The 17,617-nt window shown below is 61.6% G+C and carries 11 protein-coding genes and 1 tRNA gene; 7 read left to right on the top strand and 5 right to left on the bottom strand.

Translation table 11 applies throughout. The annotated features are described in order from the left end of the window. Positions 1-540: 540 nt before the first annotated feature. From I41_RS08570 to I41_RS08560, 3 genes are all read right to left on the bottom strand, one after another. Positions 541-1,896 carry a PQQ-binding-like beta-propeller repeat protein gene (locus I41_RS08570; RefSeq protein ID WP_145432152.1) on the bottom strand — a complete coding sequence of 452 codons (1,356 nt, stop codon included), beginning with the start codon at positions 1,894-1,896 and terminating at the stop codon, positions 541-543. Positions 1,897-2,172: 276 nt separating this feature from the next. Continuing rightward, complete coding sequence (locus I41_RS08565; protein ID WP_145432151.1) at positions 2,173-2,760, bottom strand: hypothetical protein; 588 nt, start codon at positions 2,758-2,760, stop codon at positions 2,173-2,175. A gap of 444 nt (positions 2,761-3,204) precedes the next feature. Next, complete coding sequence (locus I41_RS08560; RefSeq protein WP_145432150.1) at positions 3,205-4,131, bottom strand: sugar phosphate isomerase/epimerase family protein; 927 nt, start codon at positions 4,129-4,131, stop codon at positions 3,205-3,207. 512 nt (positions 4,132-4,643) lie between these two features. On the opposite strand from I41_RS08560, the gene icd reads away from it, so the two are divergent. Continuing rightward, a complete protein-coding gene (icd, locus tag I41_RS08555; protein WP_145432149.1) occupies positions 4,644-5,876 on the top strand; it encodes an NADP-dependent isocitrate dehydrogenase in 1,233 nt (410 codons plus the stop codon). A 109-nt stretch (positions 5,877-5,985) separates the two neighbouring features. On the opposite strand, the gene I41_RS27665 is transcribed toward icd, so the two are convergent. Further along, complete coding sequence (locus I41_RS27665; protein WP_210421131.1) at positions 5,986-6,720, bottom strand: hypothetical protein; 735 nt, start codon at positions 6,718-6,720, stop codon at positions 5,986-5,988. A 137-nt stretch (positions 6,721-6,857) separates the two neighbouring features. Then, positions 6,858-7,778 (bottom strand): sugar ABC transporter substrate-binding protein, encoded by a 921-nt coding sequence (locus I41_RS08545; protein ID WP_168206769.1) that lies wholly within the window; start codon positions 7,776-7,778, stop codon positions 6,858-6,860. A gap of 516 nt (positions 7,779-8,294) precedes the next feature. Here I41_RS08545 and I41_RS08540 point away from each other — a divergent pair. The 6 genes from I41_RS08540 (at position 8,295) to I41_RS08515 (ending at position 17,476) form a co-directional block, all read left to right on the top strand. Further along, a complete protein-coding gene (locus I41_RS08540; protein WP_145432147.1) occupies positions 8,295-11,795 on the top strand; it encodes a transglutaminase family protein in 3,501 nt (1,166 codons plus the stop codon). Between the two features lie 59 nt (positions 11,796-11,854). Further along, positions 11,855-14,353 (top strand): circularly permuted type 2 ATP-grasp protein, encoded by a 2,499-nt coding sequence (locus I41_RS08535; protein ID WP_210421130.1) that lies wholly within the window; start codon positions 11,855-11,857, stop codon positions 14,351-14,353. Between the two features lie 9 nt (positions 14,354-14,362). Then, entirely contained in the window at positions 14,363-15,253 is an 891-nt protein-coding gene (locus I41_RS08530) for a transglutaminase family protein (protein ID WP_210421129.1), read from the top strand. 141 nt (positions 15,254-15,394) lie between these two features. Further along, complete coding sequence (locus I41_RS08525) at positions 15,395-16,057, top strand: DedA family protein (protein WP_145432145.1); 663 nt, start codon at positions 15,395-15,397, stop codon at positions 16,055-16,057. Positions 16,058-16,348: 291 nt separating this feature from the next. Then, complete coding sequence (locus I41_RS08520) at positions 16,349-17,281, top strand: sugar phosphate isomerase/epimerase family protein (RefSeq protein ID WP_145432144.1); 933 nt, start codon at positions 16,349-16,351, stop codon at positions 17,279-17,281. Between the two features lie 122 nt (positions 17,282-17,403). Beyond that, positions 17,404-17,476: transfer RNA gene (locus tag I41_RS08515), tRNA-Arg, on the top strand. The last annotated feature ends 141 nt before the right edge of the window (positions 17,477-17,617 follow it).

The following is a 17,617-nucleotide window of genomic DNA, read 5'->3' as shown; positions in this document are numbered from 1 at the left end:
ATGCATGTTGGCGAGCGAGCTGGCGGTCGAACGTGGAGTTCCACCTCTTTGCGCCGGATTCGCTCACCATGGGTCCATCCTAGTTGCGTCCATTTTTTCCGTCAAACTTTCCGCAACCGAAACCCAAGGTCGCCGCCTCACTCGCGTCCATTCGCCAGTCCCGCCCCCTTCTTGGCCGGCGGTTGCGCCATCGAGCGGATGGCGGCAAACTGCAAAAAGTGCCGAGAAAATGCGGGGAACCGAACGCCGGACGAGACGAGTGCGGGCCTCTCCTACCAAGGCCGCGAACAGGGTAGTGCGCCACGCGAATTTTTTGGCCCACCTAGACAGGACCCCAATCCGCGCCCATCGCATCGCTGATCGCGCTGCCAAGCTTACCCCGCGGCGACGGCGAAGTTTCGCCCTGAGCACCGGATTGGACAAATTCGTCCCTGATCAGGAGGGCGGGCAGCCGCGCCCATTGACCATCCTGGGCGCCGCATTAGGAGCCGATCGTTGAGCCCGGCATGGCTGCTAAATCCGGCTGCGCCGCTGCGGATGTTACTCCGGACTCACCCGATACAGGTGCGAATCGGTCCGCAAGATTAGGTCGTTCCCAGTCACCGCTGGCGACGCCATGTGCATGCCGTCCAGTTGGTTGGCCGCCAGTTCCTGATACTCGGCAGCGTCCTTGATCACGGTGGTTCGCCCTTCCTGACTGCAGAAGTAAATCCGGCCATCGGCCAACAGCGGCGAGGCCGAGTACTTGCCTGGAATCCGCTCGCGCCAAATCAAGTCCCCCGTGCTGGTGTCGAAGCAGCTCGCCACCCCGCCGTCGCTGATCACATAGATGCGGCCCTGGCTCACGACGGGCGACGACATGGCGGGGATTTGCTGCTTTTGGCGCCAATCGACATGCGTGTCGCTCACATCCCCCACGCCATCGGCCCGCACGGCCCACAACTGCGGCTTGCCGAACCCCGTGCAGAGGTAGACCTTCTCGCCGTCGAACACGGGCCGCGGCACGTTCGAGAAGCCGCTGCCATGGTCGACCCGCCAGATCTCGTCTCCCGTGGCCGGATCGTACGAAATGAACCACTGGGCGCCCGGGATGACCGCATGCGTCCGGCCGGCGTGGTCGAAGACCAACGGCGTGCAGAACGACTTCCGCATGTCGGGATTCTCTTCGCGAATTGGCGGCCGCTCGACCTGCCACCGCGTTTCGCCCGTCTTCACGTCGAGGGCGGCGACGAACTGCTTGTCGGCGCCGTCGCAGGTGAGCAGGACGACGTCGCCGGCGACGACCGGCGAACTGCCGGGACCGACGATGTGATCGATCTCCAGCTGCTTCCGCCAGAGAACTTCACCCGACTTCACATCGACGCCGGCAACGCCGAAGGCGCCGAAGTGGCAAATCAGCCGGCCATCGGTCAACACGGGCGTCGGTGAGGAATAGCTGTTGAGGTTGTGAATCGGCGGCGGCTCGTCGACGGTGAACAACTTGACGGTCCGCAGCAACTGGCCGGTCGCCAGATCGACTTCGAGGGCGAGCAGGTCAATTGAGCCGGCCGCGCCCATGTCGCCGCCGCTGGGATTGCTGGCCAGTTTCTGGCGCGTCTCCTCGAGTTGGCTCGCGGTCGGCGGTAGCTCCACCGCCGTGGTAAGCCAAATTTTCCCGTCGGCGATGACCGGCGACGACCAACCGCGGCCCGGCAGCGCCGTCTTCCACTTTATCCCCTCAGTTTCGCTCCACCGCAGCGGCAACGCGACGTTGCCGGCGTCGCCCTGCCCGCCAGGACCGCGGAACTGGGTCCAATCACCTTCGCCCCGAGTGCTGCTGGCAACGTCCGCTGATTGGGCGCATGTCGCGACGAGGCAGACGACCGAGAAGACGAGCGAGATCACGAACTGTTTCATAGTGACCTGCGGGGCGCGAATAGAGATGAGGCGAAACCGACGTGCCGTATAGTCGCCGTTATAGCAGATCGCGGCGATAGTTGAGCCCGTTCCTCAGCTACGAAGACCCGACGCGGGTTCGGACTGTTCGCTTAAGCGAACAGTCTGGCGCGCCGGGCGAGTTGCCATCCCGTTCAATCACGCAGATCACGAAAAATGAAAGGAGCCGCCCCACACGCGGGGACGGCTCCTTTTGTCAATCACAGCGGAAACTAACTCGTGCTAGCAAACTCGGTCCTAGAACCGGGGCTGCGACGGCTTAAACGGCGGCAGACCTTGAGAAGTCGGTTGCAGCGGTTGGCCATAAGGTGAACTCACTCCTGCCGTATGTGGCTGGTGCGCTCGCAGACCCAGGGGGGCCGAATGGTTGGACCCATGATTCGAGGTCGAGCCAATCGACGGCGTGCTGCTCGGCGTCGGTGATCCGCCGCTAGCACGTTCGTTGGGGATCATCTCTTCGCCGATCACTTGCAGCAGCTTCGAGATGCAAAGCTTGTTCATGCTCGTCCGCAAGTCGTGCGCTTCGGTCCGCAGCGACTCGTGCATGCTCTTCGGCAGGCGGACGGTGATGACGCGGGTTGGCTCGCTTTCGGTGTCGGCCGAGGGGCGCTTCTCGCGCAGCTTGACGAGGAGTTTCTGAATCTTGTCGAACTCCTCGCTTTGCTCGAACGCGGTGAGCTCGTCGAAGGTCGGGAAGGTCTTGCGAGCGGCGCCGTCGACGCCGAGGACTTCACGGAAGAACGTCACCCAATCGGGATTCTGGCGATAACGGGACTCTGCGAACTCGAGGACTTCCTGATACTTTTCCGTAGTTTGGGTAAGCACGGCTGACGTCTCCTTCCGAACAGCTTTGGGATGGGCGAATCGAAGGCCCCGGGGTGACCTTCGCGTGTCCTCATCTTCACCCCGCGTCAAGCAATCCACAGAGGTCCTTGCACTGCTTGCACTTACGTCGACTCTGCTAGCGTGCCTATTCCGCGGCAGGCAATGCTGAAGATCGGCGCACGGCCCCACTGCTTAGTTTCTAGGCAGAGCGACTTTTCCCGCAGGGCTAAATGTCCGATGGGGCGCAGTTGCAAAATGCACTGCTAGCATTCGACGCAACTCCTTTGCTATCAACGAAAAGAGGCGGCCCGAGGGCCGCCTCCGAAGAATTTTTCAGTTTTTCTCAAGTCCTGGACACTTGGTGGATGCTAGCATCCGCCTCGACTCACCAGTACCACTGGACGCATACGTCACTGCCGATTTGGCAGCTAGCATTGCTGGCAACTAGGCTTCGGCCGTGAACTTGTCCCGGACGCGCTCCAGCAGACGCTTCGTCAGCATGATCCCTTCTTGCTCGTCCGGCGTATCGCCTTCCCACTCGATGCCAACGTATCCGTGGTACCCGGCGTCGAGGACGATCTTCATCATCTTGAAGTAATCGGTCCGCACTTCATCGCCGGCGGCATTGAACTCGTGACTCTTGGCGCTGACTCCCTTGGCGAACGGCATCAGCTCGGCGCACCCCTTATACCGGTCGTACTCGTGGAAGTTGCCAAAGTCGGGGAGCGTCCCGCAATTGGGCAGGTCGACCGCCTTCATTACACCGGCCAGCCACTCGCCGTTCGAGGAGAGGCCGCCGTGGTTTTCGACGATCACATTGATCTTGTGCGGGGCGGCGTACTCCGACAATTGACGCAAGCCGTCGGCTGCTAGCTTGCCCTGTTCCTCGGGCGTTCCCTCGGAATGTGCATTCACTCTGATCGAGTGGCACCCGAGGAACTTCGCCGCGTCGACCCACTGATGGTGGTTTTCCACCGCCTGCTTTCGCTTGGCATCGTCGGGGTCGCCCAGGTTCCCCTCGCCGTCGCACATGATCAGGACGCTCGTCACACCCTCGTCCGAGCACCGTTTTTTCAGCTCGGTGAGGTATTTTTCGTCGCGAGCTTTGTCCTTGAAGAACTGGTTGACGTATTCGACGGCGTCGATGCCGCACTTCTTGGCGAACCCGGGAAACTCCAAATTATCCAGCTTGCCACCCTGGATCGCCTTATGGAGCGACCATTCCGCCAGAGAAATCTTGAACAGCGGGGCTTTGGCGTCGGCTGCGAGCACGCCGCTCAGGCCGCGGCCCAGGGCCAATCCAGTTCCGGCGGCCGCCGCCCCGGTTCGCAGAAACCAACGACGATCGACGGTGCGCAATGACTCGCTCATGGGTGAAAACTAGCTCCGTACAGAGGGGTAGGCGCCTGGGTCAGACGGCGGCGGGACAAGAGAAATAGCCACTACCGCGAGTATAGAGAGGGAATGCGGCCGCCACAATTCGCGGAGCAACCACGGCGCTGCCAAAAGGTCATTATCTGACGGCTTTCTAGTTGAAAAGGAACCGCTCGCCTCGGCAGTGTACGTTTATTCACAGCGAGATCGTTGACAAGTTTAATCTTCGCACTCCGTCGGACTCGGCGTCTGTCACCGCAACGCCCCCGATGCGCACCTTCGACGTGAGTTTTGTCGGTTTTGTCCGCGTCCCCCATGCCGGCCAATGAATCAGCTGGCCGACGTGGCCGACGTGGCGCCCTAGCAAATTCTCGCACAGAACGAGAATGGGAGTTTCACCACACGCCCCCTGCCCCATTGACCATGCCCGCCAATCGGTCGAGAATCGCGAGTTTCCCGTACTTCGACCCGAATCGCATAGCGACTGAACGTCCGCCAGGAGCCGCCCGATGCCCGCCCAACCGATCACGATGCACAACGGCCGTCTGCAAGTTCCCGATGCGCCGATCATCCCCTTCATTGAAGGGGACGGCACCGGGCCAGATATCTGGCGTGCCAGTCAGGTCGTGTTCGATGCCGCGGTCGAGAAGGCCTACGGCGGGAAGAAGAAGATCGAATGGAAGGAAGTCCTCGCCGGCGAGAAGGCTTTCAATCAGACCGGCAATTGGCTCCCCGACGAAACGCTCGACGCCTTCCGCAGCCTGCTGGTCGGCATCAAGGGGCCGCTGACGACCCCGGTCGGCGGCGGCATCCGCTCGCTAAACGTCGCCCTACGCCAAATCCTCGACCTCTACGTCTGCCTGCGGCCCGTCCAATACTTCACCGGCGTCCCCTCGCCCGTGAAGCAGCCCGAGCTGACCGACATGGTGATCTTTCGCGAGAACACCGAGGACATCTACGCCGGCATTGAATTCGAAAACGGCACGGCCGACTGCGACAAATTCAAGAAGCTGTTCAGCGAGGCGTTCCCCGATCGCTGGAAGAAGGTTCGCTTCCCGGCGTCCGCCGGCATTGGCATCAAGCCGGTGAGCCAAGAGGGCACGGCGCGGCTCGTCCGGGCGGCGATCCAGTACGCCATCGACAACGACCGTCGCAGCGTGACGTTGGTCCACAAGGGGAACATCATGAAGTTCACCGAAGGGGGCTTCCGCGACTGGGGCTACGAGGTCGCGAAAAAGGAATTTGGCGCTGCGGAGCTGGACGGCGGTCCCTGGTGCGCCTTCAAGTCTCCCAAGAGCGGCAAAGAGATCGTCGTCAAGGACGTCATCGCCGACGCGATGCTGCAGCAGATCCTTACCCGGCCAGCTGACTACGACGTCATCGCCACGCTGAACCTCAACGGCGACTATATCAGCGACGCCCTGGCCGCCTGCGTCGGCGGCATCGGCATCGCGCCCGGCGGCAACATCAATTACGTCAGCGGTCACGCCATTTTCGAAGCAACCCACGGCACCGCGCCGAAGTACGCCAATCAGGACAAGGTCAATCCGGGCAGCGTCATCCTTTCGGGCGAAATGATGTTCCGTTATCTCGGTTGGACCGAGGCGGCCGACCTGATCATCAAGGGCCTCAACGGCGCCATCGCGGCGAAGACAGTGACGTACGATTTCGAGCGACTGATGGACGGCGCTAAGCTAGTGAAGTGCAGCGAGTTCGGCCAGGCCGTCGCGAAGCACATGTAGCCGAGTTAGGCACCAGGACGTATGGCAACAAAAGCCGAGAGCCCGGCGAAGTCGATTCGCCGGGCTCTTAATTACGATATTCAAGGAAAATTTAGACGAACGTTCATCGCTACCGCGAATCGCGCTTCGCTTGCTTACGCGCGCCGCGGGCCAGCGAGTGGGCACGCATGGCGGTCATTTCGCTCGACTTGAGACGCGACTTCTTCGCCGCGGTGACAGCCGAAAGCTGCCGCGCGGGGTCGACCGAGACCAATCCCGTCGAACCGACGCCGAATGTGGTTTTCTTCTTGGCGACTTTCTTGGCGACTTTCTTCTTGAGCGGCGCCTTTTTGGCGACTTTCTTCGTCGCGGCCTTTTTCTTCTGGGCAGCAGCCGCGGCCGGTTTTTTCTTGGCGGCCTTCTTCTTGACCTTGGCTTTACTGGCGGCGTTCAGCTCGCGGCGGACGTCCTTCAGCTCGTCGCGCACCACGGCTCGCTTGATCCGATGCCCGGCGACGCGAACCTTCTTCTTCGCCGGCTTCGGCAGCGTCAGTCCGCCGCCGGTGGCTTCCGCCTTCTTCAGCTGGTCTTCGTATCGCTTTAAGACGTGAGCAAAGAGGGCAGCCTTCTCGTCGCTGCGCGCGTTCTTATCCGTAACCCGCGCCTTCTGCGCCTGCTGGGTTTCGCGACGTTGCTCAGTCGCGAGGTCCCGCCACTTGTCACGCAACCGTCGCGCGGAGGCAACGTTTTTCTTGAGCTGATCGGCCGATAACTTCTCGATCGCGTCGGGGCGGCTCCCCATCACCACGCCGAGTTCCGCTTTCGTGCACATCCGTTTGGCATCGGCAACAGTCAGTCGTCCCATCGATGGCGCCTCGCTGAAGAGATTGGTTCCTCGGACGGTCGCGTCCAGTGAAACCAGCGTAGGCGATTCTCGGGCGAATGACAACCGAAGTGATGCCGCTGAGGGGCAACCGACCGAGCGCTTGCGCATCCCCACGGCTACGGCGCAGCAGCGGCGGCAAGCTTTAAGCTAGAACGAAACTCAGCGAGATTGCCCCGTTCGACTAGTTGCGCCGGGACGTGAATAAAGCCCTTCCCTGCCGCGGGCCTGCCAAGCAGATCGCTGCGGTGAAACATGATAAGCCGATCGACCGCCTGAAAACCGCACTGATAGGGATCATGGGTGACGACCGCCGCCACGTCTCCCGTTTCGATAGCCGACAGCGCCGCTTGCGACTGATCAAAGGTTAGGAGTCGACTCATTGCATTTCGACCGCGGTCAACGAATGAGTTCTGCAACTCTGCCACCGGCCTACCCGTGAAGTCGATGACCAGGGCCGCCTCTCCGTGCTTCTTTGCCGCTGCCGCCAAATCGCGCTGTTCGTCCCCCGAACCGTGGGCGATGGCAACTATTCCCATCGTCCACGGATGCCTTGACCGGTCATCGTCGTCGTAGCATCGAGTCGTGTCCAGGAACCCCTGCAGGCGCGCCCCAGCGGGCGACTGCGCCGCGCCGTCGGTAATCAGGAGGATGCCCCGCCCAGCAGGAACATCCTTGGCGGCGTAGTGTGCGCAGAGTCGTCCCGCGGCGTAGTTCGCGACGCCAACGTGGAACATGGGGGGCGCCATTCCCGCGTCGCCGCCGCAGCTGGCGGTTTCCTCGGCGCCGTCGATCGTCAGCAACGCGCGACCGCTCGGCTCGATCTCGTCTCGAATCGAGAGTTCCACGCCGCGATGGGCGGCGGAGTCCCGAGCTCCATTGGCGACGGCCTCCCAATAAGGTCCTTCGCCGCCGAGCGTTAGGTCGATGGAGAGCTGCGGCTCGTATCCCTCGATATCGACGATCGCGAGCACGCCTGTGCTGGCAGTGAGTAAGGCCATCAGGGCGATGGCGCCCAACACTAAACGCAGGCCAAGCATGGTTCCCCTCCAATTCGCTAGCGAGGCGATCTTCGCCTTCGACAACGGCGTCATGCGACAAAATGGCTTCGCAGGCCAAATTGTCTGTACCTAACGCCGCTGCTGTAGGACTAATCGCACGACGGGCCGAAATCTTGCCGGATGGCCGACATGACGATTACTGGCTAGGCGTTGACTCCAACTCCTTAGAGGGAATTGCCGCGTCAATCGGACCGCCGAAACAGAGAATCTGCTCAACGACCGGCAATTTGATTGCAGGCGCCGGCCGCGCCCCGCCGACGCCTGGGCGCCCGTGACAGAAACCTGGTCGTTGGGGGCGCCATCGGGCGGCAAATCTCGGCGAATTTGCGGTTACTAATTGGCGCAAGCCAAAACAGAGCGCAGGATATTGAGGCACGACGCGTTGTTAACGACTGCGGGCTTTAGGCGGCCCCCCAGGCAGGACATCGCGGCGCCCGCTGGCCGCACCTGTCGACAGCACTCCCCCCATTGCCGCCTCCGACCCCGCTGGCCACCATGCCGATTCGAGTCGCTCTCCATCACCGCACCGAGTACCGCTACGACGAACTGGTTGAGTTCGGCCCCCAGGTGGTGCGGCTGCGGCCCGCCCCCCACTGCCGGACGCCGATCACGGCGTACTCGCTGTGGATCGAACCAGCAGGTCACTTTCTCAATTGGCAGCAGGACCCGTACGGGAACTTCCAAGCCCGTATCGTCCACCCCAAGCCAGCGAACCATGTTTCGGTCGAGGTGGCGCTGACCGCCGAGATGACGGTCATCAATCCTTTCGACTTCTTTCTGGAAGACGACGCGACGGAGTTTCCATTCTCGTACGGCCCCGACATGCTGAAGGACCTGATGCCCTTCCTGCATGTGGCGCCTGCGATGGAGGGCTCGCCGCTGGCGGAGTACGTGCGGAAGATCGATCGCCGCAAGCGCCGAACGATCGACTTCCTGGTCGAACTCAACAGTCAACTGCAGCGCGACATCAGCTACACGATCCGCATGGAGCCGGGCGTGCAGACGTGCGACGAGACGTTGCAGAAGCGCAGCGGCTCGTGCCGCGACACAGCATGGCTGCTGGTAAACATTTTGCGGCGTTCGGGACTGGCCGCGCGATTCGTCTCGGGCTACCTGATTCAATTGACTCCTGACGTAAAGTCGCTCGACGGCCCCAGCGGGGCCGAGCATGACTTCACCGATCTGCACGCCTGGACTGAGGTCTTTTTGCCGGGCGCCGGTTGGATCGGCCTCGACCCGACCTCGGGGTTGATGTGCGGCGAAGGTCATATACCGCTCGCCTGCACGCCCGATCCGGTTGGCGCGGCGCCCATCTCTTTCTCTGCAACCGCGGCGGCGAGCGAGTTTAAGTTCCACATGGAAATCACGCGGATCCACGAAGATCCGCGCGTTACGAAGCCGTATAGCGATGAAGAATGGGTCGCGGTCAACGCGCTCGGTCAAGAAGTTGATCGCCATCTCGCGGCCGGCGACGTGCGGCTGACGATGGGGGGCGAGCCGACGTTCGTGTCGATCGACGACATGGAAGGCGCCGAGTGGAAAACGGCCGCAATGGGACCGAACAAACGGCGGCTGGCGGGCGACCTGTTGACGCGCATGAAGCACCGTTTCGCGCCAGGGGGGCTGCTCCACCTGGGTCAAGGCAAATGGTATCCGGGCGAACCGCTCCCGCGCTGGTCGCTGAAGTGCTACTGGCGTCGCGACGGCCAACCGATCTGGGGGGATGAGTCGCTCTTCGCCGATCCGACGAAGAAGGGTGAGCAGACGGTCGACGATGCCCGCCGCTTTGGGCAATCATTGGCCGAACGTTTGGGCGTGAAGCCGGAGCATGTGATCGACGGTTTTGAGGATGTCCTGTACTACGCTTGGAAAGAGCGCCGGCTGCCGGCAAACGTCACGCTGCGGGATTCAAAACTGGAGAATGCCGAAGACCGCGCGCGGATGGCCAAAGTCTTTGAGCAAGGCATCACGTCGCCGGTCGGCTGTGCGCTGCCGATTCGCCGCGTCTGGTGGGCGGACGATCCGTACTGGGAAAGCGGCGAGTGGGTTGTCCGCAGCGACGAGATGTTCTTGCTGCCGGGCGATTCGCCGATGGGCTTTCGTTTGCCGATTCAGTCGCTGCTGTGGGCGAAACGGCCAGCAATCGAATCGTACGGGTACGCGATGGAGCCGTTCGCCGATCGACAGCCATTGCCGCAGTATCAGCGCATGCGCGACAATATCGCGGCGCGAAGCGCCGTCGGCGCTCAGACGCTGCAGCCAGCATGGAGCGGCGGCGGCGGTTGGGGTACGGGCCCGGAAGGCGCCTACTTCGGCGACTACTCTGGTCAGATTGTCGAAGGTTTTTCCGGCAACGGCGGGGTGCATGAAGGCAACGGCCATGAACCTGGCCGCGGACCGCACGCCCCCTGGCTGCAGAACGGGAACAACGACTTCGCTGGCCAGCGCGGCGGCGCCGTCGTCCGCGGGCAGCAGACTGACCCCGCCTGGATGGTGCGGACGGCCCTCTGCGTCGAGCCGCGCGACGGCGTGATCCACCTCTTCATGCCGCCGCTCGATCGGCTTGAAGATTACCTGGAGCTCGTCACGGCCATTGAAGAAACGGCGACCCAATTCAGGACGCCGGTGGTCATTGAAGGATACGAGCCGCCGCACGATCACCGGATCAACCACTTCAAAGTGACGCCTGATCCCGGCGTCATCGAAGTGAACGTCCACCCGGCCGAGAGTTGGGACGAGCTCGTCGCGATCACCTCGGGCGTTTACGAAGACGCCCGCTATTCGCGGCTAGGAACGGAGAAATTCGATCTCGACGGCACGCATACCGGCACCGGCGGCGGCAACCACGTCGTCCTTGGCGGGGCGACGCCAGCGGACAGCCCGTTTCTGCGACGCCCCGACGTGCTGCGGAGCCTGCTCGCCTATTGGCATAATCACCCATCGCTTTCGTACCTCTTCTCGGGCAGCTTTATTGGCCCGACGAGCCAGGCGCCGCGCGTCGACGAAGGCCGCCGCGATGCACGGTACGAATTGCAGATTGCCATGGAGCAAATTCGCGACCGAGGGAATTACCCGTCGTGGATGGTCGATCGCGTCTTCCGCAATCTACTGGTCGACGGCACCGGCAACACGCACCGCGCGGAGTTTTGCATCGACAAGTTGTTCTCGCCGGACAGTTCGACGGGGCGACTCGGCCTTGTCGAATTCCGCGCGTTCGAGATGCCGCCCCACTGGCGCATGAGTATGGCGCAACAGTTACTATTGCGGTGCCTCGTCGCTCGCTTCTGGGAGAAGCCGTACAGCGCAACGTTAGTCGATTGGGATACGTCGTTGCATGATCGCTTCATGCTGCCGCAGTTCGTGCGGCAAGATTTCAACGACGTCGTCGAAGAGATTCGCCAAGCAGGCTACGCCATGGACAAGGCATGGTTCGAGGCCCACTTCGAGTTTCGCTTTCCGCGGATGGGAGAATTCTCTCAGGCCGGCATGAGGATCGAGCTGCGCAAAGCCATCGAACCGTGGTACGTCCTTGGCGAAGAGGCGACCGGGACCGGGACCTCGCGCTACGTCGATTCATCGCTGGAGCGGTTGCAGGTGTTGGTCCAGGGCATGACCGACACGCGCCATTACATGACGTGCAACGGTCGCAAGGTGCCGCTCCACCCAACGGGAACGGAAGGAGAGTACGTCGCGGGCGTGCGTTATCGCGCCTGGCAACCGCCAAGTTGTCTTCATCCGACGATCCCGATCGATGCCCCATTGGCCTTTGATTTGGTCGACGGTTGGATGAACCGTTCGCTGGGCGGGTGTACCTACCACGTCGGACATCCGGGGGGTCTCAATCCCGAGTTGTTCCCGATCAACGCCTTCGAGGCTGAAAGTCGCCGTTATGCACGCTTTTTCAAGATGGGGCATCGCGGCGGACCGATCGTGCCGCCGCGAGATGAGCCGAACCCCGATTTTCCATTAACGCTCGATCTACGCCGAAACCGATAATCACCAGTTGAGACCTCGACCGCGGCGGGACACTTCCATTGCCTGGCTCAGATCTACGCGTGGACGCCACTCTGTTCAGCGGTTATGCAGGCGCGGGCGGGTCGTACGACGAAGTCTTCTCCGCTCCGGGCGAATTGCGGCCTGCGTGGCGGCAGTTTATCGAAGCCACGGAAGGGTTAACGCGCGCAGAGTTTGGCCGCCGTTGGGAACAGGCTCAGCGATTGCTTCAGCAGAACAGCTTGGCCTACCCCGATCCGAAGGCCCCGCACGCCAGAAGCCACCCTTGGGAGCTTGACGCCTTTCCGTTGGTAATCGAGGCGGCCGAGTGGCGCGGCGTCGCCGCGGCGCTGCGCCAGCGCGCGACGCTCCTCGACCTCGTCCTGCAGGATCTCTACGGCCCGCAGCAGCTTATCAAGTCAGGTCACATTCCCGCGGAAGCTGTGTTTCGTCATCCGGGGTTCCTGCTGCCCTACTGCCGGCCGGAAGTTTCGCCGCAGCGCATCCTCCACGTTTACGGCGCCGACGTCGCTCGTTCACCCGAGGGACGTTGGTGGGTGCTCGACGATCGCTGCGAATCGCCTTCTGGCGCCGGCTTCGCCTTGCAGAACCGCATCGCCATGTCGCGGATGCTGCCCGACGTGATCCATGAATGCCGCGTCGAGAGGCTCGCGCCCTATTTTATCTCCGTTCAAGAACATCTAGCCCGTCTGGCGCCCGACCGAGAGCGGGCACGCATCGTGTGGCTAAGCCAGCTGGCGGGAAGTGCAAACTACTTTGAAGACGCTTTCCTCGCGCGTTACCTGGGTTATACCCTTGCCGAGGCGGGGGACCTTGCCGTAAGGCGCAATCGACTCTACTTGAAGACCCTCGGCGGCCTGTCGCCGGTCGACGTGCTGTTGCGACGGCCGAACAGCGAAAACTGCGATCCGCTGGAACTTTCCGATGCGTCGTCGATGGGAGTCGCTGGACTGTTGCAATGCCTGCGGAGCAACAACGCCGCGGTGGCGAACGGCCTCGGAAGCGGACTGCTAGAGTCGCCGCTGTTTATGGCGTTCTTGCCGCAACTATCCGAGACGTTGCTCAGCGAGCCGTTGTTGATGCCTAACGTCGCCACCTGGTGGTGCGGAGATCCCAAGAGCAAGCGCTATGTGCTGAGCCGTATCTCTGAGTTGGCGATTCGCCCGGCCTATCGTCGGCGGGGCGTCAACGACTCCCGGTTGTTGGAACTGAGCCGCAGCGAATTGACGGCGATGATCGAGGCGAATCCCGCAGCGTACGTCGCTCAGGAACGGGTCCGCCGCTCCACCGCGCCGGTCTGGTCGGGGAACGACGTCACGCATTCCTACATTTCCCTGCGGGCGTTCGCCGTTTCGACCGCGGATAGCTACGAGGTGATGCCGGGCGGGTTGGCGCGGGTCAGCGCCGCGCTCGGTCCGCTCGACGTGTCGCTTCTGGAAGGCGAGCGGAGTAAAGACACTTGGGTCTTGGCCGAGGGTCCCGTCAGTTCGGTCACATTGCTCTCGGCGCCCGACGAACCGCTGGCGCTACGGCGCGGCGGCGTTGATTTGCCCAGCCGCGCGGCGGAGCATTTCTTTTGGCTGGGACGTCAGTCGGTGCGCGCCGAGTCGCTCGGCAAGTTGATTCGCGCCGTTGCTCTGCGCTTGACAAGCGAACAGGATGCAGAGCGAATCCCGGAGCTTCAACTACTGATCCGCGTGCTTGCTGAATTAGGACAGATCGAGCCTGGTTACGTCGTCGAAGAGATCAAGGTGCAGATGCCGGCCCTGGAAAAGCTCCTGCCAGCGGCGGTTTTCGATGATAAGACGCCCGGCACGCTGCGCTCGACCGTGGCAAATCTCGCCCAATTGGCAGCCACGGTGCGGGACCTCATTTCACTCGACACCTGGCGAATCATTCGCGAACTCAACGACGAGTTTCAGCCAGTGAAGTCGGACGACGGTCTTCTCGATATGCTCGTGAAGGTAGACGGCCTGCTGGCAAGCCTGGCGGCGCTTACCGGCCAATTCGCCGAAGGAATGACTCGTACCCACGCATGGCGCTTCCTCGACTTTGGCCGGCGATTGGAGCGCACGCTGCAAGCGTCGCAGTTGATTCGCTCCGTCGTCGCCGAGGGCGGCGGCAGCGATCCGGCCGCACTTGAATCGCTGCTGGAAGTCTCCGACAGCTTAATGACGTACCGGTCGCGGTATTACTCGCGGTTCCAGTTGGGGGCGGTACTCGATCTGCTAATGACAGACGAAACAAATCCACGATCGATGGCATTTCAGTTGGTAGAATGTACTTCGCACGCGGCGCAATTGCCGCGGGAGTCCGTCGTCCCTGGCCAAGTCACGGAGGAGCGACTCGCCGCTTCGCTGCTGCACCTTATTCGGCGCTCCGATCCGCTGGCGATCGCCCGGGCGTACGAATCAGGCGACGAGGAGCCGCTAGATTCGTTATTGACGACCATCGATACGACGTTGCCGAAGCTTTCGGACGCTGTGTCTCATCGGTACTTCTTCCACAGCGGCTCGGCGCAGAGACTAGCGAACAACTAGCGACGCTTCATGATGAAGTACACAATCAAGCACCGAACCTGGTACGCATACGCGGAAGCCGCGCCCGTCTGTCACAACATGCTCCACTTGGCGCCGCGCGCCTCGAAGCGCCAGGTGTGCGCTGAGTACCGACTGCAGATCGTGCCTGAGCCGGCGTTCATGACGAGTCGTACTGATTGGTTCGGCAATATCGTCGACTACTTTTCGATCGAAGGGTCGCACAACGGGCTGGAGGTGACGGCGCGAAGCGTCGTCCAAGTCTTGCCAACGCCGCAGCTCACGCCCAGCGAGTCGCTCACCTGGGAAGTCGCGGCGCGACAGTCGATCACTGGGGCAACGAGCGCGGACCTCTCTATCTACCAATTGACGCTCCGCTCGCCTCGCGTGAGGCCTTCGGCCCAGTTGCGAGACTATGCGTCCCCTAGCTTCCCAGCTGGTAGGCCAATTCTAGAAGCGATCGTCGATCTGACCGCCAGGATCCATCGCGATTTCCAGTTCGACGCCAAGGCGACGACGGTGCATACGCCGCTGGAGGAACTATTGCGGCTGCGTCGCGGCGTTTGCCAAGATTTTGCGCATTTGGCGATCGGCTGCGCGCGGTCCATGGGGCTTCCGAGTCGCTATGTGAGCGGCTACCTCCGCACGATTCCGCCCCCGGGAAAACCGCGGATGATTGGCGCCGACGCGTCGCACGCCTGGGCGTCAGTCCATTGCGGCCCCCTTGGTTGGGTCGACTTTGATCCCACGAACAACGCCTTGATTGGCGACGCTCACATCACCATTGCATGGGGTCGCGACTACAGCGACGTCTGCCCCATCCAGGGCGTCTTTGTCGGCGGCGGCGAACACAGCATGGGCGTCAACGTCGATGTGCTTCCCGCCGACGAGAAAGCGGCTTAGACGGCGTCCAGCTGTTGGAAACTCGCACAATTCGCCGAAACGGCGGCTTTGGGAAGAACCCGAACGTCGCCCGCCGGCGGGGTCTAAGCTATTCTTGAAAGCCCGACGTATTCTTTCCTCGACTCAGACGTCTGCCGTTTCATGGAATATCTCTCCCACTTCGTTGATCTCTTCCTCCATCTCGACAAACACCTCGGCGAGTTGGTGAAGGAATACGGGACGTGGACATACCTGGTCCTCGTCCTCATTGTCTTCTGCGAGACGGGACTGGTCGTCACTCCGATCTTGCCGGGAGATTCGCTGTTGTTTGCCGCGGGGGCGATCGCGGCCTTGGGCTCGCTCAATCCTCATTTGCTCGTGGTGCTGCTGACCATTGCCGCAGTGCTAGGCGACGCCGTCAATTACCAGATCGGCCGCTACATCGGGCCCGCGGTCTTCAAGAAAGAAGATTCGCGGTTGTTCAAGCGATCACATTTGGAGAAGACTCGCGCGTTTTACGAGCGGTATGGCGGCAAGACGATCATCATCGCGCGCTTCGTGCCGATTGTGCGAACGTTTGCTCCGTTCATCGCCGGCGTGGGCCAGATGAGCTACCGACAGTTCGCGCTGTACAACGTCGTGGGAGCGATCGCTTGGGTCGTCATCGGCGTCTACGCAGGATATTTGTTTGGCGGCTTGACGGTCGTCAAGGAGAATTTCTCGCTGATTATCATCGCCATCGTGTTCATCTCGTTGCTGCCGGCGGCATTTGAGTATTGGCGCGCCCGGCGCGAGAAGAAACGCACGATCGCTAGCGAAGGATAGAAAGACGGACGACTCGGCCCGCCAATACTGCGTGGTTCAGGAGCCAATCACCGTCTCGCGAGCGGAAATCGCGATAGGTCGCGGCGCCGGCGTACGCCAGGAAATCCACCGCGGACGGCTTAGCGCGATCCAGTCAAAGAGCAATAAGCAGTTGCGGTACAACGGCCGCACGGAAATTGCGATGCACGATCGCCTCGTCCTGCCCGTTCCAAGCGACTTCATCTATTGCAGTGTATACTGCCCACTGTCGCGCTGCCCTTGCTGACTCGCTCCTTGCACGCGGAGGTTGAGATGTCCATCAGTTCGGTAACACAACCCTGCCGTCGCGAGTTCCTGGCCGCCGTTGGAGCCATCGGTTCCGCCATCGGCATGGGACATTCTCCGATGAGCGCCGGGTTTGCTGCGGCTCCGAGCGTCCGACCGATGCAGTTTTGCGCCTTTGAGAAATTCCTCCAAAAGCTGAGTTATGAAGAACTTGCCGACTCGCTAGCCGATTTGGGCTTCAGCGGCGTTGAAGTCACCGCGCGCACCGGCGGGCGGATCGCGCCTGAGCGTGCAGAAGAGGAGTTACCAAAGCTGGTTGACTCCCTCGCGAAGCGCAACCTCGAGGTGACGATACTAACCACCGAGGTGAACCGCGCAGACAATGCGACGAACGAGAAGCTCCTTGCCGTCGCCGCTAAGCTTGGCATCAAGCGTTATCGCCTAGGATGGTTTCACTACGACGATGAACGTCCGATTTCTGCGCAGCTGAATGATATTCGCCCACAAGTGTTGGAGCTGGCCGCATTAAATCGACAACTCGGCATCGTCGGGCTATGGCAGAATCATTGTGGTCCGGAATACGTTGGCGCGACGATCTGGGATCTCCATCAGCTCATCGAGAACGTTTCTCCCCAGGAGCTTGCCGCTGCATTCGACATTCGACACGCGACAGTCGAGGCCGGGCGCTCATGGCCGCGACTTTACCAATTGATCAAACCTCACATCGGGGCGCTTTCCATGAAGGACTTCGTCTGGGACGATCGCCAGGACAAGGACGTACCCTTCGGCGAGGGCCGCGTCGACCCGACCTACTTCGAGATGCTGCGCTGCGACGATCTCAACGTGCCGATTTCAGTGCATGTTGAATATCTGCCGAGCGCGACGGCCGAAGAGAACTTGCAGGCGATCGGCCGCGATTTCGCACGGTTGAAGCAGATGCTTCAGTCGCCCCAGGGATAATGGCTATCCCTCTTCAAGGCGTCGTTGGCACGCTCGCTGGACATCGTTGAGGGGCTGCCCTTCGCCCTGAAGGAGCATCGCTACCCAGGCGAGCGGCGACTCTTTACATTGAGGGGCGTGCCGCCCTCGTAGCTCAGGGGATAGAGCAGCGGTTTCCTAAACCGTTGGTCGCAGGTTCGATTCCTGCCGGGGGCATTAGGATTACGTTGAGTTGAGGATGGAAGAGTGCCCTAGTTCGCACGATACGGTTTTTTTCGTATTGCCATCCCACAAGTCGTAATGGTCCGTGCGGTATGGACGTCCCTCGAAGCAATTGTTTCATCCGCTGGACTTCCC

It is taken from the genome of Lacipirellula limnantheis (genome assembly GCF_007746075.1).
Taxonomy (GTDB): Bacteria; Planctomycetota; Planctomycetia; order Pirellulales; family Lacipirellulaceae; genus Lacipirellula; species Lacipirellula limnantheis.
This window is presented reverse-complemented; position numbering and strand designations above follow the sequence as displayed.

Coding starts and splice junctions, on each gene's coding strand:
- I41_RS08545 (WP_168206769.1), bottom strand. CDS start 7,778: ATGCTTGGCCTGCGTTTAGTGTTGGGCGCCATCGCCCTGATGGCCTTA.
- I41_RS08530 (WP_210421129.1), top strand. CDS start 14,363: ATGATGAAGTACACAATCAAGCACCGAACCTGGTACGCATACGCGGAA.
- I41_RS08540 (WP_145432147.1), top strand. CDS start 8,295: ATGCCGATTCGAGTCGCTCTCCATCACCGCACCGAGTACCGCTACGAC.
- icd (WP_145432149.1), top strand. CDS start 4,644: ATGCCCGCCCAACCGATCACGATGCACAACGGCCGTCTGCAAGTTCCC.
- I41_RS08525 (WP_145432145.1), top strand. CDS start 15,395: ATGGAATATCTCTCCCACTTCGTTGATCTCTTCCTCCATCTCGACAAA.
- I41_RS08560 (WP_145432150.1), bottom strand. CDS start 4,131: ATGAGCGAGTCATTGCGCACCGTCGATCGTCGTTGGTTTCTGCGAACC.
- I41_RS27665 (WP_210421131.1), bottom strand. CDS start 6,720: ATGGGACGACTGACTGTTGCCGATGCCAAACGGATGTGCACGAAAGCG.
- I41_RS08570 (WP_145432152.1), bottom strand. CDS start 1,896: ATGAAACAGTTCGTGATCTCGCTCGTCTTCTCGGTCGTCTGCCTCGTC.
- I41_RS08520 (WP_145432144.1), top strand. CDS start 16,349: ATGTCCATCAGTTCGGTAACACAACCCTGCCGTCGCGAGTTCCTGGCC.